This window comes from Spirosoma endbachense (assembly GCF_010233585.1).
GTDB classification, from domain to species: domain Bacteria; phylum Bacteroidota; class Bacteroidia; order Cytophagales; family Spirosomataceae; genus Spirosoma; species Spirosoma endbachense.
This window is the reverse complement of record NZ_CP045997.1, coordinates 6,368,240-6,391,086: the sequence shown is the minus strand read 5'-3', so window position 1 is coordinate 6,391,086 and position 22,847 is coordinate 6,368,240. Positions and strand designations below refer to the sequence as shown.

General features: G+C 46.2%; 20 protein-coding genes. 12 read left to right on the top strand and 8 right to left on the bottom strand.

The window, feature by feature from the left end; all coding sequences use genetic code 11:
- Positions 1-2 precede the first annotated feature (2 nt).
- Together GJR95_RS26045 and GJR95_RS42290 are read left to right on the top strand one after the other, a co-directional pair.
- Positions 3-2,396: an outer membrane beta-barrel family protein gene (locus tag GJR95_RS26045; RefSeq protein WP_162388645.1), complete on the top strand. Its 2,394-nt coding sequence runs from the start codon at positions 3-5 to the stop codon at positions 2,394-2,396.
- Between the two features lie 195 nt (positions 2,397-2,591).
- Entirely contained in the window at positions 2,592-2,786 is a 195-nt protein-coding gene (locus GJR95_RS42290; RefSeq protein ID WP_162388644.1) for a hypothetical protein, read from the top strand.
- Positions 2,787-2,814: 28 nt separating this feature from the next.
- Here GJR95_RS42290 and GJR95_RS26035 read toward each other — a convergent pair whose 3' ends face one another.
- Positions 2,815-3,906, bottom strand: coding sequence for a hypothetical protein (locus GJR95_RS26035; protein WP_162388643.1), 1,092 nt, complete (start codon positions 3,904-3,906; stop codon positions 2,815-2,817).
- Positions 3,907-4,199: 293 nt separating this feature from the next.
- Between GJR95_RS26035 and GJR95_RS26030 the strand changes: the two genes are divergently transcribed.
- The gene (locus GJR95_RS26030; protein WP_162388642.1) at positions 4,200-4,844 is read left to right on the top strand and encodes a histidine phosphatase family protein; all 645 of its coding nucleotides are present in this window, start codon (positions 4,200-4,202) and stop codon (positions 4,842-4,844) included.
- Between the two features lie 157 nt (positions 4,845-5,001).
- Here the strand turns inward: GJR95_RS26030 and GJR95_RS26025 are convergent, their stop codons facing one another.
- From GJR95_RS26025 to GJR95_RS26015, 3 genes are all read right to left on the bottom strand, one after another.
- Positions 5,002-6,051, bottom strand: coding sequence for a sensor histidine kinase (locus tag GJR95_RS26025; RefSeq protein ID WP_162388641.1), 1,050 nt, complete (start codon positions 6,049-6,051; stop codon positions 5,002-5,004).
- The gene (locus GJR95_RS26020; protein WP_162388640.1) at positions 6,048-7,097 is read right to left on the bottom strand and encodes a sensor histidine kinase; all 1,050 of its coding nucleotides are present in this window, start codon (positions 7,095-7,097) and stop codon (positions 6,048-6,050) included. Before GJR95_RS26020 ends, GJR95_RS26025 begins: the two co-directional genes overlap by 4 nt.
- A gap of 220 nt (positions 7,098-7,317) precedes the next feature.
- Entirely contained in the window at positions 7,318-7,956 is a 639-nt protein-coding gene (locus GJR95_RS26015) for a Pr6Pr family membrane protein (protein ID WP_162388639.1), read from the bottom strand.
- 250 nt (positions 7,957-8,206) lie between these two features.
- Here GJR95_RS26015 and GJR95_RS26010 point away from each other — a divergent pair, with 250 nt between their 5' ends.
- Positions 8,207-9,910: an AMP-binding protein gene (locus tag GJR95_RS26010; RefSeq protein ID WP_162388638.1), complete on the top strand. Its 1,704-nt coding sequence runs from the start codon at positions 8,207-8,209 to the stop codon at positions 9,908-9,910.
- A gap of 133 nt (positions 9,911-10,043) precedes the next feature.
- Here the strand turns inward: GJR95_RS26010 and GJR95_RS26005 are convergent, their stop codons facing one another.
- Positions 10,044-10,511, bottom strand: coding sequence for a LytR/AlgR family response regulator transcription factor (locus GJR95_RS26005; RefSeq protein WP_162388637.1), 468 nt, complete (start codon positions 10,509-10,511; stop codon positions 10,044-10,046).
- A 260-nt stretch (positions 10,512-10,771) separates the two neighbouring features.
- Between GJR95_RS26005 and cysM the strand changes: the two genes are divergently transcribed.
- The 4 genes from cysM (at position 10,772) to GJR95_RS25985 (ending at position 16,273) form a co-directional block, all read left to right on the top strand.
- Entirely contained in the window at positions 10,772-11,644 is an 873-nt protein-coding gene (gene cysM, locus GJR95_RS26000) for a cysteine synthase CysM (RefSeq protein WP_162388636.1), read from the top strand.
- Between the two features lie 51 nt (positions 11,645-11,695).
- Positions 11,696-12,769: a quinone-dependent dihydroorotate dehydrogenase gene (locus GJR95_RS25995; RefSeq protein ID WP_162388635.1), complete on the top strand. Its 1,074-nt coding sequence runs from the start codon at positions 11,696-11,698 to the stop codon at positions 12,767-12,769.
- Positions 12,770-12,890: 121 nt separating this feature from the next.
- Positions 12,891-15,491 (top strand): FtsK/SpoIIIE family DNA translocase, encoded by a 2,601-nt coding sequence (locus tag GJR95_RS25990; protein ID WP_162388634.1) that lies wholly within the window; start codon positions 12,891-12,893, stop codon positions 15,489-15,491.
- Between the two features lie 140 nt (positions 15,492-15,631).
- Complete coding sequence (locus tag GJR95_RS25985) at positions 15,632-16,273, top strand: LolA family protein (RefSeq protein WP_162388633.1); 642 nt, start codon at positions 15,632-15,634, stop codon at positions 16,271-16,273.
- 74 nt (positions 16,274-16,347) lie between these two features.
- On the opposite strand, the gene upp is transcribed toward GJR95_RS25985, so the two are convergent.
- Positions 16,348-16,995, bottom strand: a complete 648-nt coding sequence (gene upp / locus GJR95_RS25980) for a uracil phosphoribosyltransferase (protein ID WP_162388632.1) — start codon at positions 16,993-16,995, stop codon at positions 16,348-16,350.
- A gap of 131 nt (positions 16,996-17,126) precedes the next feature.
- On the opposite strand from upp, the gene GJR95_RS25975 reads away from it, so the two are divergent.
- Together GJR95_RS25975 and lpcA are read left to right on the top strand one after the other, a co-directional pair.
- Positions 17,127-18,920, top strand: a complete 1,794-nt coding sequence (locus GJR95_RS25975) for a hypothetical protein (protein WP_162388631.1) — start codon at positions 17,127-17,129, stop codon at positions 18,918-18,920.
- A gap of 114 nt (positions 18,921-19,034) precedes the next feature.
- A complete protein-coding gene (lpcA, locus tag GJR95_RS25970) occupies positions 19,035-19,613 on the top strand; it encodes a D-sedoheptulose 7-phosphate isomerase (RefSeq protein ID WP_162388630.1) in 579 nt (192 codons plus the stop codon).
- 1,003 nt (positions 19,614-20,616) lie between these two features.
- Here lpcA and GJR95_RS25965 read toward each other — a convergent pair.
- The gene (locus GJR95_RS25965) at positions 20,617-20,811 is read right to left on the bottom strand and encodes a hypothetical protein (protein WP_162388629.1); all 195 of its coding nucleotides are present in this window, start codon (positions 20,809-20,811) and stop codon (positions 20,617-20,619) included.
- 207 nt (positions 20,812-21,018) lie between these two features.
- Here GJR95_RS25965 and GJR95_RS25960 point away from each other — a divergent pair, with 207 nt between their 5' ends.
- Positions 21,019-21,522, top strand: a complete 504-nt coding sequence (locus tag GJR95_RS25960; RefSeq protein WP_162388628.1) for a DUF6265 family protein — start codon at positions 21,019-21,021, stop codon at positions 21,520-21,522.
- 21 nt (positions 21,523-21,543) lie between these two features.
- Here GJR95_RS25960 and GJR95_RS25955 read toward each other — a convergent pair whose 3' ends face one another.
- Entirely contained in the window at positions 21,544-22,107 is a 564-nt protein-coding gene (locus tag GJR95_RS25955) for a hypothetical protein (protein ID WP_162388627.1), read from the bottom strand.
- Between the two features lie 274 nt (positions 22,108-22,381).
- On the opposite strand from GJR95_RS25955, the gene GJR95_RS25950 reads away from it, so the two are divergent.
- A complete protein-coding gene (locus GJR95_RS25950; RefSeq protein WP_162388626.1) occupies positions 22,382-22,810 on the top strand; it encodes a GNAT family N-acetyltransferase in 429 nt (142 codons plus the stop codon).
- Positions 22,811-22,847: the final 37 nt, after the last annotated feature.

Sequence of the window (22,847 nt, the reverse complement as noted above, 5' to 3'; positions counted from 1 at the left end):
CCATGAAACTAGTTGGCTTACTGTGTTTAACAGGCATCCTGCTCACTCTGACCCGTTCAGCAATTGGTCAGCAGGTTTATTCCTTGAATGTCAGGATAATCAATGCCAGTCGGGAACCCATTGCCGTGCATGCAAGGCTACTTTCCATTCCCGACTCTGCGGTACTAAAAAGCGGCTTATTTCCGGATGGCGTCGTGTCTTTTCCGGCGATACGGCAAACAAATGCTATGCTCCGTTTAAGTAGCCTGTCCTTTGCGGATACGCTCATTCGCATCCATAATGATGGTCAGCCGCAACAGAATCTGGGTATGATTGTGATGCAGGAGCATAATTTTCAATTAAATGAAGTGCGTATCAGCGGCCAGGCGCCATTAGTCAGACAGGGGAGCAACGGCAGTGTGGACGTACAGGTTACCGGCACCATCCTGGCGGGTAGTACGTCTGTAAGCCAGATTCTGGAACGATCGCCCGGAGTCACCTTCAACGAAGGGCGTATTAGTGTGGTCGGTAAGGGCGAAGCGCTACTTTTCCTGAACAGCCAGGCAATTACCTATGACCAGTTGGCAGCTATTCCAGTCAGCCAGATCGTCCGGGTAGAAATTATTGCCAACCCATCGTCCCGGTACGACGCTGAAGGCAAGGCAGTGATCCGGATCATTACCAAAGCGAATGCAGAAAAAGGCACGACCGGTTCTATTACCCAACAGTATACCTATTCAGATTTTGCCGGTGGAGAAAGCAATACGTTGTCAGACCTGAATTACAGGAAAGGCAAACTAACGATTGCTGCAAATTATACACTTCGAGCTGGCCACGATCGGGAGATACTTCACACGACCCGAACCCGGCCTGCCACAACCAACTTTCTCCACTCCGATTTAACGACCGATTGGCAGCGGAAACTTCGCAATTATTCAAGCTATGGGGTCGGAATCCAGTACAATCTCAGTGAAAATACGTACTTCTCGCTCGGTTACAAGGGTAATCTGGATAAGTTAGGGGGCAGTCAGGACAGCCGGAATACCATCACAGATGCGATTAACCAGGGTATTTACAACAGCAGGCTCGCCAAAAACGAAAAGAGGCTGAACCATTCACTGATTTTCAACTACAACCGGACGCTGGACTCCCTCGGATCAGCTTTCTTCATAGGTAGCCAGGTTGCCCGTTTCCGTACGGACGTCCGCGACCAGATCAGCGAAAACAATGCCTTAAATGACAGCACTTTCACACGACGGCTCAAAAACGACCAGTCCTACCACATTACTATTTTCAGTACCCAGATCGATTATACCAAGGCATTTGGAAGCCATAAAAAACTCGAAACCGGTTTGAAACTTACGTATGCGAAAACCGCGTCGGGAACGGATTTTCTCGTTGCTGCTTCCGGAGAATATTTTCAGCCTGACCCGAAATTATCCAGCCAGTTTGACTATACCGAGTGGTTACCGGCGGCCTATATCAATTATTCTGGCGCAATCAGTAAAAGCGTCCGCTTTGGGGCCGGGCTCAGGAACGAATGGACGCATTATAACCTCAACACAACGGCCGGAGCCGGGCAGGTGATTCAGAAAAGCTATTTTAATGTTTTCCCCAATTTTTTACTTACCAAAACCGTTTCGGACGACCTGGCCTTCCGGCTTTCCTATGTGGCCAAGATCACCCGCCCCCGATACCAGGCCCTGAACCCCTGGGTGATTTATCAGGACCCCTTCACGAGTATTCAGGGAAATCCCGGCTTGCGCCCCGAGAAGGTCCACGCGTTTGAAATCGGCATGAACTACAGGCAATTTGATCTACGAGCAGGTTACAATTATACGCTTGATCCCATAAGCGGTGCCGCTTTGCGGGGCGATGGCCCAAACAGTTACGTACTTAAAGGCATTAACCTCGAAAGAGATCATACCTTTTTCCTTTCCGGCTCGGCCACGTTGACGGTTGGCTGGTGGAATACCACCAACACCGTCACACTGAGCCAAAGTAAGTCTATTGATAATCAGTACGGTTTTGAACTGATCAAGCCACGTCCCCAGCTTTATGCGTACACCAGCAATACATTTACGATCAAAAACCTGGTCAAAATACAGCTCCTGGCCTGGTATCTGGGCGACAGGTATTACGGGCTTTATTACAACAAGAGCAGGGCTACGGTTACGCTCGGTCTGGAAAAGGATTTCTTCAAAAACGCATGGAAACTCCGGTTTACGGCCAACGATCTATTTCATCAGACCAACGTGGCAGGTACATACAGCGTAGGCGAAACGGACATCTATTTTAACAGGACTTATCCGACTTCCAATTTCACTATCAGCCTCACGTATCGCTTTGGAAAACCACTCAAAACCGGTTACCGCAGCAAATCAACTGCCGAAACGGAGCAAAACCGGGCCAGGTGATCGCCACTATTCGGCGAAGGCTCTACATAATCAAACACTGATTTTCGGCTTTTTTTATTGGTGGGGTAATTAACTCCGTAAAGTTGCTGCGATGGCTAACCGCTTTACCACCAGTTAGTGGAGTGCGTGAGGTCAGGTTAAAGAACCTAACCTCTGCGGTTTCTCCAAACCACATCCGGCATAGAGTGATGAGGTTTGGAGCATCGCATCGGCGAACCGTCGCATCGGCGAACCGTCGCATCGGCGAACCGTCGCATCGGCGAACCGTCCCCATTGTGTCGGTTTCTCAAAACCGACATCACATCGTTAACAAACGACATCACATCACCGCATCGACTGCTTTACTCACGAATTCGCATTTATAACAAGACGCTCCGTTTTTCGCCATAAGTACATTAGATATGGCTAATATGGTATTCTAAAATTGTAATCCTACAGTAGCACCCGGCCACATCCGGACGCGCGTCCCGTTATCCGTTAAGTGGTCATAAACGGACCAGCCCACCCATTCCGAGCCAATACCTTCGGCTACTTCCAGTCGAGATACCTGTACATTGAAAGTTGGAGTCAGAGTGAAGGCCATTCGGTTGCGAATGGGGAAGATGAAGCTGAACCGTGCCTGATTCAGCATATTGAGCTGGTCCCAGGTCGTGTTTTCTTCATGAATCTGATACGAAATGGCTTCAAGGCTCAACTGGACTCGCTTGCCTATTGGCTGGTTTGTACCAATGCCGTATCCGTAACCCCAGCGGTTCCGATTTGTTGTCGGCACAGTAGCGCCAAGGGCGAAAATATTGTAGAACTGACGATTACCCCCCATTTTAAAGGCCACGTTGGCGTGTAGCGCATCACTAGCCCACACCTCAAAACGGCGATAACCGTTAGGAGAAAGGCTGATCAACCCAATCTGGGGCCCATCGATATCTTGGGCAATGTTTATCAGACCAATTTGAGCGCCTTTGATCCGACCAGCAATGTTAACAATTCCGGCGATTTGGGGTCCAGTTACAGCGTTGGCAATGTTAGCGATTCCGGCAATCTGAACGCCACGAATATCCTGCCCAACCAGGTTGGCAATACCGGCAAATTGAGCCCCTTTCATCCCTTTTCCGACTACATTCGCAATACCACCAAATTGCGATCCGTGGACATTGCCACCGACAATGTTAGTGATTCCGGCGAATTGAGCACCTTCCAGTTCATTGCCTACGCTGTTGACGATTCCGGCGAATTGAACGCCATCGACATAGTCTTTTTCGATATTGAATAGACCACTCATCTCGACGCCGTCCAGTGCTGCGGCATAGCTGCCCAATGCATTTAAGGAGAAGCGGTTACTGACCTTTCCGCTCTCCAGTCCATTGGTACTTAACGGCGGAATAAAGCCAATCTGGGCAGCTCGTTTGGGATAACGATTCTGGCGGTCCTTTTGCTTATTGAGGGTATCCTGTGCATACGCCTGGCTAATGATCAAAAGACATGCGCTGAGATGCAGTAGTAACGTTTTCATACTTGTGTTTACGATTTATCAATCCGTGAAGCCGATTGTCAGCCTCCCGGATATGACCGCTTCACTCGTTTCTACCCCTACGCGCAACTCCTAAAATTTGACACATTTTTTCCAATACATTGATAATCCATTCAATTTACCTAAATACTTTATGACGCGCCTGAAAAACAATGGAGGAACAACAACCCTGTAATCAATTCACGGATTCTTATGTTGGCTGAGGAATAAACGTACTGCCCGGTCGGTATTATCGCGTTCAATAATCCATTCCCTTTAATTGTAAAAACCTGTCTATGGACTTTTATTTAATACGCCATGCCGAAAGTCAGGGCAATTTAAATCACCATTTAATTGGCGGAAGATCCAATCATTATCCGCTCTCGAAAGCAGGCGAGCAACAGGCAATCGCATTAGCTAATCGGTTGAAACGTGAGGGAATAGACTTTGATTGCTGGTATTCATCTCCTGCCGAGCGAACGAAGCAAACGGCTATCTGTCTGCGGGATACAGTGGCACCCATGACACCGATCATTTGGGAAGATCGCTTACAGGAATTAAGCCAGGGCGACTGGGAAGGGCAACTACGAAAAACAATATATACAGTTGACCAATTAGCTGCTATCAACAGTAACAACTGGCATCACAAAGCCCCTGGTGGGGAAAGCCAATTTGAAGTAGAGGAGCGAATGTATACCTTTTTAGAGTCATTATTTGGCTTGGAATCTACAGCCAAAATTGCCGTTGTTACGCATGGCATTGCCATTAAATGCCTGTTGCGCAGGCTATTAAATTCATCTCCATCCATGACTCATAAAATCAATCTAGCCAATACAAGCCTAACCGTAGTTAAATACCAGAATGGGGAATGGTTTATTGAGCGGGTTAATGATTACGCTCATCTTATGGAGGGTAAGAACGGCCCATTGTCAAACGGTTAAAATCATTCCTAAAAGGTTTGCCTTTTGACTGACGCTGAGATTTTGCCTAATCGACTCTCTGTTTTTAGATTTTCTTCTGTTGACCATTAGCAAATAGCGTGTAAGCGAATCGCCTTAAGCCGATTACTCATCCAGGCTATACATGTTGGCATTTCGTTCACCCTACTTCTGCTATTCTTCCTTCGCTCATTAGTGGCAGGCTGACAATGAACCACCCCGGCTGCTCTTCGATCACCAGTTTGCCTTCATTGAGCAATTCGTATCGAGTGACTAAGTTACTTAACCCACCACCCGCCGTTTCGACCCGGAGGCTCTTGGGCTGGAGCGTGTTGGCTACATACAGTCGTTGGTCAGCGGTTGTATAAATGCGGACATGGAGCGGCTTGCCGGGTAGAATGGCGTTGTAGCGCACGGCATTCTCGACCAATACCTGAAGCGTCAGCGGTGGAATCAGGCCCTGATCCTCCGATGTATCAACCGACAAATCCAGTATCAGGCCCGTTTGATAACGGGTTTGTAATAAGTGAAAATACGATCGAATAAACGCAATCTCATCGCGTAAAGGAACCAGTTGCTGCTCACTGGCTTGCAGCAGGTAACGGAAAACGGCCGTTAACTCGCCCAGAAACACATCGGCCTGAACGGGACTGTCGCCAATCAGTGACGATAGGGAATTAAGGCTATTGAACAGAAAATGCGGATTTACCTGATGTTGAAGTGAAATGAGCTGACTTTGCAGGGATACTTTCTCCAGGGTGCTGGTTTCCACTGTTTCGCGTTGCCACTCCTGCAAGATGTACCAGCCCTCATACAGAGCGAAGTAAATAAAGTGATAGAAAATCTGGATGCCAATATTACGGCTTAGCTCAACGGGGGTGCTATAATACTGAAACGTACCTTCAATCAGAAAACGAACCAGATGGCGTAGAAGCCAGGCAAACCCGACTAAGAGCGGTAGACTTGCCAACAGCCACAACAGGCGTTGGCGGGTATTCGTCAGGCCAGGGTAGCGTTGCTGAATCCTGAGCACTACCCAGCGGGCAAGCTGCCAGCAGATAATACCGGACGTCAGCGCAATGGTAACGCTAACCAAAAATCTATTTAGAGGCAGATTGATATAGAGTTCAAGCCGAAAAAACACACTTACGAATACATAAAGCCCTATCGGACCGAGCAAACGAAGTCGGGTGTCGTCCAGGGATTTCATAGTGTCGCTTTAGCCTCCGATTGGTTAGCCAGTAATGGCAATGTGACCACAAACAGCCCGTTAGCTTCGTGGATCGTGATATCGCGCTGCTCTAAAAGGCGATATTTGGCGGCAATATTCGCCAATCCCACCTTGTTGGAAGGTACCGCTGACTTTTTTCGCTGTAGATTATTCTGGACTACCAATAACGATTCCTTCGTGATGATCTCGATTATCAGTGGCCGTTTGGGTAAGATTATATTGTGTTTGACGGCATTCTCAACCAGCAGTTGCAGTGTCAAGGGGGGAATTCTGCGCTCTAACTGCCACTCATCGACGGCGATGTGTAGCTCAATACCCGCACCATATCGAGTTTTGAGGAGCTGAAAATAGGATTTAATAAACTGCAATTCGAGCCCCAGCGTGGTTAGCTCCTGATCATTGGCCCGGAGTAAGTAACGATACACACTGCTGATCTCATCCACGAATGTTTCTGCCTGCCGGGGATTTTCGTAGATCAGCATCGACAGCGAGTTCAGGCTATTGAACAGAAAATGCGGATTAATCTGGCTTTTTAACGTATCAAGCTGATGACGCAGTTTATTTTTTTTGAGTTGTTCGTTGTAGTTGTAAGCCTGTCGCCAGGCGCCTAAAATGTAGCTGCCTTCGTAAATGATAAAATAGATGCAATGGTAAAATATCTGAATACCAATTGAATAGGTATAATTAGGCAACGTTTGCGTGATGTAGGAAGCGTTGTTAAAAGCAATATGGGCAAGCTGTCGAATCAGCCAGGCAAAATTAACCAGCAGCGGCATGAGCAGGACCATCCAGAGTAACCGCCGGCGGGTATTGGCTAATCCTGGGTACTTTTTTTGCAATTGAATGGCTACCCAGCGAGCAATATTCCAGCAAATATATCCTGCCGTTAGACCGATCAGATCCGACCGGACCACTATACCCGTTGATAGTTCAAGATACCAGTCCAGCCGAAAAAACAGCGTGCCCCCCAGAAATAAAACTAAAGGGCCGATAATCCGTATTTTCTTGTCATTGAGAACGTTCACGGGTACTTTCAGACTATATGAAGCACAATAAGGATTGCTGTTTTTTAGCAGTATAAACGTTATCCGCCAGCAACAGGAAGCATTTCGTTACTGTAATAACAATGATGCAGTCCCAGACTTTTAGAATATCCCGCATCCATTGATGAATTTAGTTTACAGTCAGCATATTGCCAAGAAAAGACGGTAAGATTCATGATCAATAGTCGAAACGCCCCATTCCTTATATATTTCGGCTAAGAACCTTTCCTAACCCAACGAATAGCAGGGAAATAACTAGAAAAGCAAACGTTAAAAAGACACTATTCTGCATTACCTGGGCATATCCTAATTTACTTACGTCAATAAATGGGTATGGATACAAACCCGAAAACTCTCCGCGAATTAAAATATAGACGATATAACCAAGCGGGTAAAGTAACCATACAGGAACATTGGCCCAGGCTAGTTTTTTCTTGGGAACAAAAATGAACCAGTACAATGCAAAGTAAACGGGCATCACCGAATGAAGCGCTTCATCGACAACGCGCTGCAAACCTTGTGGGGCCCAGAGATGACGAAGTATTAAATTGTACACTAGCCCGACAATAACAATATAAACGGCAATGGCGGTTGAGGTTTGCGGGCTGGCAAAAAAATTACCCCGATCCGATTGGGGTCTTAGCCATAGGAAAGTAAAACACAGCGCAACCAATATATTGGTGAGGATGGTAAAAAAGCTAAAGAACTGAACGATTGTCAGGGGAATGCTCATGACCCGGTTCAGAATAATCAGGTATAACTGAAGCCCGACCGCAAGCCACCCTATTACGGCCCCGACCGCAACAAAAACCTGCCTGTTACCTGGGTATTGATCATTCATAATCGTCTATATTTAGCGTATAAATAAGTGCCGTTATCCCACGTTTATACTCTCTCGACAAGTCAGTTGTAATGCATAGGCATTCCACAGAATCCCCAAATAGCCCGATTGATCGCTCCCTCATCATAACCGGCTACTAAGGATATGGGCGGTAAATTTTAATACATATCCCCTTTTCGTAAATTCCCGATGCGACAAAACCTTTCCTGATTTTGTTTTATTTTTGCTATAGAAACTCCAATCCTTGTACATGGAAACCCCCACAACTGATCAGAAATACCCGTGGCTCCGCTTTTACCCTAAAGGCGTTCCCTACGAAATAAATCCCGATGCTTATCCGTCACTGGCAGCTCTGATTGAAGAAGGTTGTCAGCGATTCAAAGACCGGCCAGCTTACGCCTGCATGGGTAAGCAAATCACGTATGGCGAACTGGACCACCTTTCTCAGCAGTTTGCCTCTTTTTTACAGAATGACCTGGGCCTCAAAAAAGGAGACCGGCTGGCCATTCAAATGCCGAACACTCTGCAATATCCAATTGCCATGTTTGGCGCGTTACGAGCTGGCCTGGCGGTGGTCAATACGAATCCGCTATATACCCCGCGCGAGATGCAGCACCAGTTTAAAGATTCCGGCGCGAAGGCGATCGTAATTCTGGCCAATTTTGCGGCTAATCTGGAGAAAATACTCGACAAGACCGATATTCAACATGTTGTAGTCACTCAACTTGGCGATTTGCTGGGCTTTCCTAAGAAGCAGATTGTCAACGCTGTCGTTAAATACGTCAAAAAACTTGTTCCTTCGTATAGCTTACCAAACGCCATTTCGTTCAATGATGCCTTAAACCGGGGAAGCCGACATACGTTTCAACCTGTAGCGATTAAAAGCAGCGACCTGGCCTTCGTGCAGTATACCGGTGGTACGACGGGCGTCTCGAAAGGAGCCATGCTTACTCAGCGCAACATGGTCGCCAATGTAGAGGGCCAACACGTATGGATAACCCCATCAGGTATTCCGGAAGGGCAGGGCATTTTTGTCGCTGCGTTACCGCTCTATCATGTCTATGCCCTGACAACCAATGCCTTATCAGCGCTCAAGAGTGGTTGTATGAATCTGCTCATTACGAATCCGCGCGACCTGAATGCCTTTATCGACGATCTTAAAAAATATAAAGTTTCCGCTTTTACAGGCGTCAATACACTTTACAATGGCCTCCTGAACCATCCGCGCATCGGTGAGGTAGATTTTAGCAATTTAAGGGTAACATCGGCAGGCGGTATGGCGCTGCAGACGTCTGTAGCTGAGCGCTGGACCAAACTGACGGGCAACACACCCTGCGAAGGATATGGCCTTACCGAAACATCGCCCGTTCTGTCCTCTAACCCCGTTGATGGTACGGTTCGGGTTGGTACGATCGGCATTCCGTGGCCAAGCACGACGATGAGAATTATTCTCGAAGATGGCACTGAAGCGCCGGTAGGGCAACCAGGCGAGATTGTTGCCCGCGGTCCACAGGTATTTCCCGGCTATTATAACCGCCCCGACGAAACAGCCCAGGTCATGATGGGCGACTGGTTCAAAACGGGCGACATTGGCGTCATGAACGAGGATGGATTCTTCAAAATCGTCGATCGCAAAAAAGACATGATTCTGGTGTCAGGATTCAATGTTTATCCCAATGAAATTGAAGATGTGGTTGCTCAGTGCCCCGGCGTCCTTGAGGTTGCCTGCATTGGTGTTCCGGATGAAAAATCGACCGAAATCGTCAAGATTTTTGTAGTCAAAAAAGATCCGGCTTTAACCGCTGATGCTGTTAAAGCTTTCTGCCGCGAAAATCTGACGCCTTACAAAATTCCAAAACAGATTGAATTCCGGACGGAATTGCCCAAATCGAATGTAGGCAAGATTCTTCGGCGACCTTTACGGGATGAAGAACTGGCTAAACAGAAGAAATAATCACGGTCAACTTTCACGAAGCCCCTAAAACTGGACTTCGTATAAGAGTTACAGTTAACCTGCACAGAAAGAGAAAGGCCCCGACAGTATTGGCCAGGGCCTTTCTCTTTCTGTGCGTTGACGATGTTACCAATCAGGCGACCAAAACGGCCTCTTTTGGTTTAACATTCAGCAATAACACCTCTTCCTGAAATCCTTTTACCTGCTTGATAAACCGGCTCGCTTTACGGCGTGATACTTCAACCCGATCACCATTTACCAGACAGGCGCTCAGTTGCGGTCGGCCCGGCTGAAGCACATCCGGGTAAATACCCTCCAGATAGAGCAGGTTAATGATGTTCTTCTTGTGAGGGCGAACAAAAACTTTTGACGACAGACGCTCTTCCATTTTTTTGAGTGTTAACGAAACCATCAACTGGCTACCATCAGAAAAATGAAACAGGGTATAATTTCCTTCACCCTCAAGCCGAACAATTTGGTGCATCGGCATTTTTTTACGGTAACCCCAGAATGGGAGAGTGAGGTCGGGCATGTCGAATTGCAGGGCAATTTGCTCGACATAAGCGCGGGATAGTGGCTTTTGTATCAAAGCTACTCTCATAATCGATATATTTAAAGGTGTGAATAAGGATACAGTTAAACCAGTAATGCAGACTCAGCTACATAGCATAGATTAACCTCTAGCAAGTTTACAAATTTTTAAGTATCAATTCATTACGTGATTAAAAAAAAACGTTTCGAAAAAATTATCCTGTTGATTTACGTTAAAGAATATCACTTTTCCTGACTGAAAAAATCGCACTGCGAACTTATTAAGTTCATTTGTCCTTAAAACGACAACATTACCACAGATTTATTGGCATGGCAACCCTGCTTGATTTAGTCGGCAATACGCCGTTGATAGAATTGAATCGCCTGAACCCCAACCCCAATGTTCGATTGTATGGCAAACTTGAAGGCAACAACCCTGGCGGAAGCGTAAAAGATAGGGCCGCCGTTAGCATGATACAGGGTGCTTTATCGCGGGGAGATTTAAAGCCGGGCATGAAGTTAATTGAAGCAACCAGTGGCAACACAGGTATTGCTCTGGCCATGATTGCCCGACTTTACAACATAGACATTGAGCTGGTGATGCCTTCAAATTCTACCCGTGAGCGCGTCTTAACCATGGAAGCATTCGGTGCGAAGGTTATTTTAACGGAAACCATTGAAGGGGCCAGGGACTTTGCCGAAGAACAGGTACAGAAAGGTGGTTACCTGATGCTCAACCAGTTTGCAAACCCCGACAATTACTTAGCCCACTACCGCACAACGGGTCCGGAAATATGGCGTGATACCGATGGCCAGATTACGCATTTTGTCTCATCGATGGGTACTACAGGTACTATTATGGGCACCTCACGCTACCTGAAAGAGAAAAATTCGTCTATACAGATTGTTGGCTGCCAGCCAACCGACGGGTCGTCGATACCGGGTATCCGGAAATGGCCGGTTGAATATTTACCGAAGATTTTTGAGCCACAACGGGTCGATCGTGTCATTGAGGTTTCGGCTGACGACGCTACGCAGCAAACCCGAAAACTGGCTAATGTTGAGGGTGTTTTCGCGGGCATGAGCAGTGGCGGGGCCGTATGGGCTGCGTTGGAACTGGCTCAGGAACTGGAGTCAGGAGTTATTGTCTGTATCATCTGCGATCGGGGTGACCGCTATCTTTCATCAGACTTATTTGGCTAAACTTATCCGGGTTTAGTGGCCTTATAGTGCAGAGACAGTACCTTTGCAGCCATGTATAAGCGCATCATTCTGCCTTTGTTATTCCGTTTTGATGCGGAAACGATTCACCATACCGTAACGACGCTGCTTAAGTTTACCCTGGCTATTCCAGGTGTATCGGCAATTTGCCGTAAGCTATATGTGCTCGACGATCAGCGTTTACACCGCACGGTCTTCGGTCTTACCTTTCCAAATCCGGTAGGTATGGCCGCAGGATTCGATAAAAATGCCGATCTGGTCAGCGAATTGAGCGATCTGGGATTTGGTTTTGTCGAAATCGGAACCGTGACCCCCCGGCCTCAGCCCGGCAACCCGCGTCCACGCTTATTCCGGCTAAAAGCCGATGGCGGGCTCATCAATCGAATGGGATTCAACAACAAAGGGGCAGGTCCAGCTGGCGGAAGGCTCCGCCACTTTGCCCAAAATCGGGGTGGCCGAAACGTGATTATTGGTGGCAATATTGGCAAGAATAAAGATACTCCGAACGAAAGTGCCCTGAATGATTACCTGATCAGTTTTCGGGAGTTGTTCGATGCTGTCGATTATTTTGTTGTCAACGTTAGTTCACCCAATACCCCAGGTCTGCGCGACCTTCAGGAAAAAGAACCGCTAACCCACCTGCTGACAGCGCTACAAACCGAAAATCGCCAACGGCCCTCCCCTAAACCGATCCTGCTGAAAATAGCCCCGGATTTAACCAATGGGCAACTCGATGACATTATTAGCATTGTAGCCGAAACAGGTATCGCTGGCGTTATTGCCACCAATACGACCATAAGCCGCGATGGTTTGCAGACAAACGCGGCAACAGTATCGCAGATAGGTGCGGGCGGAGTTAGCGGACGACCATTACGCGAACGGTCAACTGAAGTGATTCGATACCTTCATCAGCAATCGGGTGGTGCATTTCCGATTATTGGCGTTGGGGGAATTTTTTCGGCCGAAGATGCCCAGGAGAAACTTAGTGCCGGAGCAAGCTTAGTTCAGGTATATACAAGTTTCATTTATGAAGGACCGGGCCTGGCTAAGCGTATTAATCGGGCAATTCTGAACGGAACGGTTACTTCGACTCTGCCAACTGCTTGATTCGTCAAAATTTGCCGTTTAGGACCGTTCCCGCGTTTTCCCCGAATTATGTGTTTTTCTACACGATTTTTCGTTAAAAAATGGGAAATTTACCACTGCCGCTTCAGCCCTACCCCAACGCATGGCACAACCTACGATATCATCACGACAGAATACAGTTCGTCAGCCTACTCCAGATCGCAACCGACAGAACGCGCCCCGACCAAGCCGCGACAACGGCTCGGCAGGTCGTCTGCGGGAGCCGCGACCATCTTTTGACTGGGGAGCCGCGCTGGATAGTTGGTTTAGCGACCAGCGCTCAACCCTCACGTTAGGCGTTTTACTTATGCTGCTGGCAGTTGGCCTATTCGTTGCCTTTATATCATACCTGATTACCGGCCAGGCCGATCAGAGTGTAGTTGGCTCGGCGTTTTCTCAGCCATTGGCCGAATCAGGTCCTGAAACCCGCAACTGGGTTGGTCTGGTAGGTGCTTTCGTTGCCCATGTATTTGTGTTCCGATGGTTCGGCGTTGGCGCATTGACACTGCCCATCATTATGTTTTTGGCGGGCTATAAACTTACCCTCCGCCGAGAACTATTACCACTGAGTCGGGCTACGGCGGGTTTGCTTTTTCTGTCGGTCTGGAGCAGTTTGCTACTGGGTTATATTGTTCTCGTTACCGATTCTGCTGAAACGGACAGCATCTGGTGTGGCGGCATTGGCTATGAGTTCAATGTTGCGCTCTATAGCCTGTTTGGCTGGGGGAATCTGGCATTTATTGGCTTTGTTTTGTTTCTGTTCGTCGTTTATTTCTTCGATGTCAGAAATATAAAACTCCCCAGTTTTTCCGCGCCTAACCTGGCCGGTAGCGTTCGCCCGAAATCGCCTAAACGCCCTGACGATACGCTACAATCGTATGAAGAGAGCGAAGCGGACTATGAGGAAACGGTTCCGGATTATACAGCTCCGATTGATTTTTCGCACTCAGTACCTGTTCCTGAAGACGATATTTCTTCGCCCAGTAATCCATTGAGTGATGTGAATCATCAGGAGGCATCAGTGCCTGAAATTATTGCGAAGTCGACGGGCGTTACCCTGACGATCAAAAACCGGGAATCGGTCACTGATGATCCGGTATCTGAACCCGAAGAACTTGGCGCAACGCCAGCGCCGACCTTTGAACCAGATCCATTCGAAGACGATGATCTGGTTGCTACTCATGGTCTCTATGACCCAACTCTCGACCTGCCCCAATATCAATACCCAACGAATGACCTGCTTACCGAATACCAGAACACACGCAAGGCGCAGGTTTCGGAAGATGAGCTGACAGCCAATAAAGAACGCATTGAAACCACGCTGCGTAATTTTGGTATTGAAATCGACTCCATTCAGGCATCGATCGGGCCAACGGTCACGCTTTATGAAATTGTTCCGGCCAAAGGCGTCCGAATTTCTAAAATCAAAAGCCTTGAAGACGACATAGCGCTTAACCTGTCGGCGCTGGGCATTCGGATCATTGCGCCAATGCCGGGCATGGGTACTATTGGTATTGAGGTGCCGAACAAGAATCGTGAAATGGTCTCGATGCGATCGGTTATCACGAGCGACATTTTTACGAGCAGTAAATTCGATTTACCGATCGTATTGGGCAAGACCATATCCAACGAGATTTACGTTGCTGACCTGGCTAAAATGCCGCACTTGCTGATGGCTGGGGCTACCGGTCAGGGTAAATCGGTGGGATTAAATGTGCTGCTCACCTCGCTGATTTACAAAAAGCATCCGTCGCAGCTAAAATTGGTACTTGTAGACCCCAAAAAGGTCGAACTGACGTTGTTCAATAAGCTCGAACGGCATTTTCTGGCAAAGCTCCCCGATTCGGAGGAGCCGATTATTACCGATACGAAAAAGGTCGTAAACACCCTTAATTCGCTGTGCATCGAGATGGATAATCGGTACAACCTGCTAAAAGATGGCGGTTGCCGGAATCTGAAAGAATACAATGCGAAGTTTGTAAAACGTCGGTTGAACCCCGAAAAAGGCCACCGCTTTCTTCCCTACATTGTCTTAATTGTCGATGAGCTGGCCGATTTGATGATGACTGCTGGCAAAGAAGTGGAGCAACCCATTGCCCGACTGGCGCAGTTAGCACGGGCTATCGGGATTCACCTGGTTGTGGCTACGCAACGTCCGTCGGTGAATGTTATTACCGGTCTGATCAAAGCGAACTTCCCGGCCCGTCTATCGTTTAAAGTAACATCGAAGATCGATTCACGGACAATTCTGGATACAGGCGGAGCAGAGCAGTTAGTCGGTATGGGAGATATGTTGCTTTCGTCGAACTCCGATATTATCCGCTTACAGTGTCCATTTGTGGATACCAACGAAATTGAAGATCTCTGCGATTTTGTAGGTAATCAGCGCGGCTATGATGAGGCTTATGCGTTACCGGAATTTATTGGCGATGATGGAGGTCAGAGCGACGATAAAGACGTAGATCTCGACAATCGGGACCCAATGTTTGATGAGGCCGCCCGGCTGATTGTTATTCATCAGCAGGGAAGTACGTCACTCATTCAGCGCAAACTCAAGCTTGGCTACAACCGCGCCGGGCGGCTTATCGACCAATTAGAAGCGGCCAAAATTGTGGGGTCTTTTGAGGGCAGCAAAGCCCGCGATGTACTCGTTCAGGATCTGCAAATGCTGGAAGAAATCCTGAAACGCCTGAAGGGAGACTAGACAGTCAATCAGCACGTTAACAGTTCCTAATTAAATGGATCAAATTAAACTTTTCGTGTTGTTTTCTAGTCTAATTACAATAAGATAGCTCGTACGGTCAGTTGTCTTCACAACCTGAATTTAAGAGTAACTACATAAAAATGAAAAAAGTAGCATGGATGCTGGGGCTGGCAGTAGTGATGGCACTACCCGCAGTAGCTCAGAAGGATAAGCGGGCGAAGGGCATTCTGGATGCAATGAGCAAACAGTATAAATCCCTGAAATCATACCAGGCCACCTTCACCTATGCCAGTGTCGGAGCTGGGGCAAATGAATCCTATAAGGGTGACTTAAGCGTAAAGAATTCGAAGTTCCGGTTGAAACTAGGAGGCCAGGAAGTTTTCTCCGACGGGCAAACGATGTCTACCTACATCAAAGAATCCAATGAAGTGAATGTACAGGATTATGAAGATGGCGCTGCTGGCGAACTTAATCCTACCCAGATTTACACCATCTATAAACGTGGGTTCGATTACCGTTTTTTAAAGGAGCAAAAGCAGAACGGCCGTACCCTCGAAGTCATCGAACTGACTCCAAACCGGCAGAAGAGCCCAATTTCAACCATTCAGATTTCGGTAGACAAAGCCGACAAATCAGTTCGTAACTGGCTGATCATTAATAAAGACGGCAAGCGAACTACCTACACTATTACGAAGTTTACGCCGAACGCCAATGTAGCCGATTCGGATTTCATCTTCGACAAATCAAAGTATCCGGGCGTTGAAGTCGTTGACCTCCGGTAATCAATGAGTGAGGATGTATGATGAATCTCTTCTGGAAGTCAGAATATATCATACATCCTGAACCATACGTCGCTTTACACTTTCCCTCCATACGCCAGATCACCTGCGTCACCAAGTCCGGGAACAATGTACGAATGTTCGTTCAGGTGACTATCGATAGCCCCAAGCCAGAGATGACATTGGGGTAATTGGCGCTGCACATGACGAACTCCTTCCGGGCTGGCAATTATAGCGGCAATATGCGTTTGTGCCGGAATTCCGTAGCGAAGCATAGCATGATATATTTTTTCTAGCGAACGGCCCGTAGCCAGCATTGGGTCACTTAGAATAAGAGTTTTACCGCTTATATCCGGGCTGACAATGTAATCCATTGTAATCTCGAACTCATCACTATCGCTGGCACTATACCCCCGATAAGCGCCCGCAAAAGCGTTTTCTGCCTGGTCGAAATAATTGGCTAATCCTTGATGAAAAGGCAGACCAGCCCGCAATATCGTCGCCAGAACCGGCTGTTGTCTAAGCAGTTGTGTTTCAGAAATGCCGAGTGGCGTTTTTATAGAAACATTATGGTAAGGAAGCGTCTTTGAAATTTCATAAGCCATCAATTCACCGATCCGCTCGAGATTTCGACGAAAGCGTAAACGGTCTTTCTGGATCGAAACATCACGAAGTTCGGCCACGAATTGATTAACCAGCGAGGGCTGTTGCGCAAAAACAAACATAGATAACAGGGGTCTTTCTCCGTAAATTAGCCGGATGACTGGCGTATATCCAAACCAATTGCCTAATTTGTCGCTCAGATAAAGCAAATTGTGTGGATGAACGGAGTGGAGTGAGCTATCCGGTAACTTGTATGCAGCGTTTTTTTTACGTATTTGGTTTTTTAGTAGTATCCTTTCCAGTCTGGTCCCAGAGTCCATTTGTACCTCTCAATGCGGACTATTACCATCTAATCGATCGACTGGAAATTCGGCAGGGTCAATGGGCCGAAGGTTTTCACAGCTCCGTAAAACCCTATAATCGCCAGAGTATTATTCAGCTCACCGATAGCCTGCTTACGAAACCTGGCCGACCCTTTTCTGATACAGACTACTTCAACTTTAATTACCTGCGGGATGATAGCTGGGAATGGACCCGGCCGTCGACCGATTCGCTGACCCGCGATCCTTTTACGAAGCATTTGCTGCCACCACCGGCTCCCGGTGACAGTAAAAAACCGCTGAGTGGAAAAATACCTTTTCTTCGGTCATTTTATCGCAAAAAAGCCGATTTCTATAGCCTACAGACGCCTGATTTTGACCTCCATGTGAATCCCGTTGTCTATTTTGGTATTGGGGGCGAACAGGCTCCTAATCCGGAATCGCCCACCAATGAGTCATTAAGGTATCCTTTTGTGAATACCCGCGGTCTGGAAGTGAGAGGTACAATTGGCAAAAAACTTGGTTTCTACACATTCTTCGCCGACAACCAGGCCATTTACCCTTATTATATTAATGATTATGCCCGGATATACCGTCCGGAGGTAGGCGGAGGGTTTGCCCCAGGCGAAGGATTTACCAAAATTTACCGCCAAAACGGCGCAGACTTTCTGACGGCACGTGGTTACTTTACGCTCAATATTTTAAAAATTATAAACCTCCAGTTTGGTCACGATAGAAACTTCTTCGGAAATGGATTTCGTTCTCTACTGCTTTCCGATAATAGTGCCCCTTATTTATTTCTAAAGTTAACGACGCAGCTAGGTCGTAAAATCCAGTATACAAATCTTTTCACCGAACTACAGAATACCCAGGAAAGCGTACTCCCTAATATGCTCATTCCGCAAAAGTTTGCGGCAATGCACCATATCAGCATTAATATAAGCCCAAAGATCAACGTGGGCGTGTTCGAAGCTGAAGTATTTAGTCGGGATCGCCTGGATATAAACTATCTGAACCCAATCATCTTCTATCGCTTCGTAGAATCGTATAGAGGGAGTGCCGACAATGCCATGATCGGGATCGACTTCAAAGCGAATTTCCTAACTCAGTTTCTGGTTTATAGCCAATTCCTGTTAGACGAATTCAGGCTCAGTGAGCTGATGTCTGGCAAAGGGAATTGGACGAATAAATTTGCGTTTCAGCTTGGGGCAAAATACATCGATGCCTTTAACGTACCTAATCTCGATATTCAGACCGAACTAAACTTAGCCCGACCTTATACCTATTCGCATTTCAATACAACCTTTTCGTCGGCAGGGCAGGGCAATTACGCGCACTATAGCCAGCCAATGGCTCATCCGCTCGGCGCTAACTTTGTTGAAGGGCTTGGTATAGTGCGTTACCAGCAGAAAAAATGGTCTGGAAACGGAATTTTTGGTGTCATGATGTATGGAGCCGATATACCCGGCCGTAATTATGGTGGCAATATTTTGTTAGATTACTACAGTAATGTTCGAAATGAAGGAAACTTCATTGGGCAGGGCCGAAAAACCATTGTTACCTATGCCGACCTTCGGGCTTCCTATATGATTCGGCACAATATTTTTCTGGAAGGTCGCTTATTATATCGCTTCAAAGACAGCGAATACCAGCCTGATAGCTATACCGACAAGTTAGCCAGTTTCGCGCTCCGCTGGAATCTTCCATATCGAAATTGGGTCTTTTAAAATCAGATTTTCGCCTTCAGTTTTGAGTTTTCAGTCTATAGTAGCCAACTTTGGCCTCCGTTTGCTGCTTCATCAACTGAACATTGGCAGTAGACAGTTTAAAACTACTTTTCAATGCTTGATATTATTCGCCATGAACTGACTGAAGCACAGTCAGTTTTAGATACATTTCTCAGCAATTCCGACAATCTTACAGCGATCGACCAGGCCGCCCGGCTGATGGCCGATGCGCTAAAAAAAGGCCGTAAAATTATATCCTGCGGCAACGGCGGATCTCATTGCGATGCCATGCACTTTGCGGAAGAACTTTCTGGACGCTATCGCGACGATCGGCGCTCGCTGGCCGCAATTGCCATTTCTGATGTGAGTCATATCTCCTGCGTAAGCAATGATTATGGCTATGAATTTGTGTTTTCCCGATTTATTGAAGGCCTTGGTAACGAAGGTGATGTTTTACTCGGCTTAAGCACAAGTGGTAATTCGGCCAATGTAATTAGAGCCGTAGAAGCGGCCCGGTCGAAAGGGATGCACGTAATTTTGTTAACGGGAAAAGACGGTGGCAAGCTTGCCGGAAAAGCAGATGTGGAGATTCGTGTTCCACATTTTGGTTACGCTGATCGAATTCAGGAAATCCACATAAAAGTCATTCACATCTTTATCTTGCTTATAGAAAAGCAGGTTATTGGTAAATAACTCCCCATTCGGCCAGTGGGCATGTTGCCAGGTAGGCTGCTATGTCAATTATAAATTTTCGGCAACAGGTGTTACTAATTACTGTTCTTTAATGACTAAAGTGATCCGTAAAAAATTACACCTTTTGTTTTTTTATTTAGTGGTATAGAGAAATTATAGTATTTCAGCGAAATAGCCGCTTTTTTTCAAAAATCAATCTAATCGCTCATTTTAACTATTTATATATGTGAAAATAAATATCCTTTATAGTTAATAATTAAATAAAAAGTAAATACCAACTATAGTCACTCAAAGTTAAAATACATAAATTAGTTGTATTTTAATCTAAAGAATACAAACTATGATAGATTCTCTTAATTAGAAGAAATTATCTATTCTTAAAAAAAGATAATTTTATCATATAAAAGAATCAACGTGCAGGCAAACTTGAGCAAGATGCACAATCAATAATTATTAAATAGTATATACATGGTGTTACTTTGCCATTACGCTAAGATATATTCTTATTACGCAACGTTATTGACGTTGCGTGCTCATTAATCAAGCTAATTATCAGCTGCATTAGTATCCATTTTGCAAAATTGACCAAACATTATCTTTACTTATATTCATTTACTTTTAACAAAACTTGAATTTTACAGAAATAAGAAAGAGCCATATTATAAATAATAGTCATATATAAAATTCTCATTTATCATTTCCTTGAGTATAATTGGGCAATATTGATACCTTATAAGTGGTATCCGTTTAAAAATTTCTCTAGCCGCACCAATTTTTATGACCCATTAAGCATATCCTCCTCTCTAATCCATAGTTAACTCATGGCTAAATCCAGATGTCCACGTTGTCAGCATACAGCTTTTGAGCTACAACCGGCTCCGGTCAAGAATAGTGTATACCAACTGTATTTTGTTCAATGCACTGCCTGTGGCACGGTTGTCGGAGTAACTGACGATAGCATGCATTTGGTTGTCACTCTTTTAGAAACGCTTAATATAAAACTTTAATACTGTTGAGTCTGATAGTGGTGAATTTCAACCGTTAATGGAGTCTCAGGACGAAATATACTATTAACAACTGTTCTACCTGATAATTTTACGGTCAGCCCCAACGATTCTGCTGCTACAATTAACATTTCCAGCTCAGCTACTTTAGCTCTTATCTCGTCAGCAATTTGTTGTTTATCTTTCGATTTCATGGCAACTTTAAACAGGATTGTTGATTGAAAATCAGTACGCTATATATCATATTCTCCATCATTAATCGTGCCGGGTCGTTTTTATTTCCTACCTGTTTATCAAAAAAAACTATTGTACGTGTCAACCCAGCCCAAAAAGATGCACTACTACCGTATAAATTTTATCTTTTGTGCTTTCCTTACTATTAACAACACTTTTTCGTAGTAATGAAAACGTTTAGACTGGCTTTCTTCTGCTTGCTATGCCTCCTGGCAACCCGTATTACAAATGCCCAAACAGCTTCTAAAACCGGCACTTTATCTGATATGAGCTTTCTGGAAGGGCACTGGCAGGGAACGTTCAGTGGTGGGCCCATTGATGCGGTATGGATTGCACCCGCTGGTGATAACCTGACTGGTTTCATCCGGATGATGAAAGACAACAAAGTTACGATGTACGAAATGTTGATCTTCGAACAAACCGAGCGTGGCCCAATTGCCCTGGTCAAGCACTTCAAGCCCGGCCTGATCGGGCAGGAAGAAAAAGATAAGCAGGATCGATACACGTTTATCGAAGCAAAAAAAGACTATGCTCTGTTCGAGAAAGAAGATGGATCGATTCGAATTATTTACGAAAAGCGATCAAAAGACCAGTTGGTCATACAGCGTGGCCAATCCAAAGATGGCAAATGGGCATTCAGTGACCTATTTGTTTTCAATCGAGCCCACTAGCCTAATCTTACAAAGTGTGGTCTAATTGTGCACAAACGAATACGTTTTTCCCGGCTCAAGCAGCGGATGTGGGCCTTCCATATCTTTGCCGGAAATCGTATAAGGTATATTCTCGAAAAATACTTCCACGATCCAGGGTTCAAACCGGAATTCAAAATAGTTATGTGCTTTTGAATCAATCGTGAAGACCGAATAACGGTCCGGGCATAGCTCGAACCGCAACGAAATTGCTTCGGCTGATAAGCTGGCGAAATGCACATCACCGTCGGCATTTGCCATTTCCCGATGAACATCAGTACCATTTCTGGTCGTGCATTCCACGTAACGAAGTAGTTGTTTGTTGGGATCAACTATACGAATAGTAATCCCTTTATCTGGCGTTTTCCGACTGGTAATGAGTGCAAAATCTTTGGGCGGACGAGGGCGGCTGGTTAAGATAATCTGTTTATCGCGCTGTTTCCAGGTACCTTTCCCGAAGCGGTCGAGTGCTCCATATGCAAAGAAGAATTCAAACGTAGAATCGGCGTTCAATTTGATACCTGAGCCGACTTCGCGCACTCCGGTCAGATAATACTCTCCGGTCATTGATGTCTGAGAAGATTGAGCGCTTAATCTGGTTACGGGAAAACAAATAACCAACCAAAGCGCAAGTGTACGGGAAAAGGGCATGACTAATTTTTTTTCGCCTGAAAGCTACGGGTTATCAAACCAATACAGCTGCCACTCACTCATAGCACTTATTGAACGGAAAGATACACCAACCGAATCTGGCCATAGCCTGAAACACCACCTGCCAGGCGTATAGTATTCAGTAAAGAGCTACCAGGTAGCTAGTCTATTTTAGCAAAACGAGGAACTCATGGATTGGCGAATTTGTGGCATGCATACAGACTATTTAGCCGATTTGCGGCAACTTTATCTGAACTCACGCACTCAGACGTTCACATGGCTTGATGCATCGACAGCCAAGCTCGATGACTTCGATAAGGCAACGCAGGATGAGGTAGTATTGGTGGCCATATCAGACGAAAGACCCATTGGCTTTGTTTCGTGGTGGCCACCGGATAATTTCATCCACAACCTCTACGTCGATCCGCATTTTTTTCGTCAGGGCATTGGGAGAGCCCTGCTTGCCGGATGTCTGGAGAAACTGGAACGACCGGCAACCCTCAAATGCTTACAGCAAAATACGAATGCAATATCGTTCTATCAAACGCAGGGCTGGGTCATAAAAGAAGAAGGCACCTCAGACGAAGGTGCCTATTTTCTGCTGATATTCCACGAATAGAGTTAGGAGAAAGGAAACGAACTGCACCTCTCCCCCA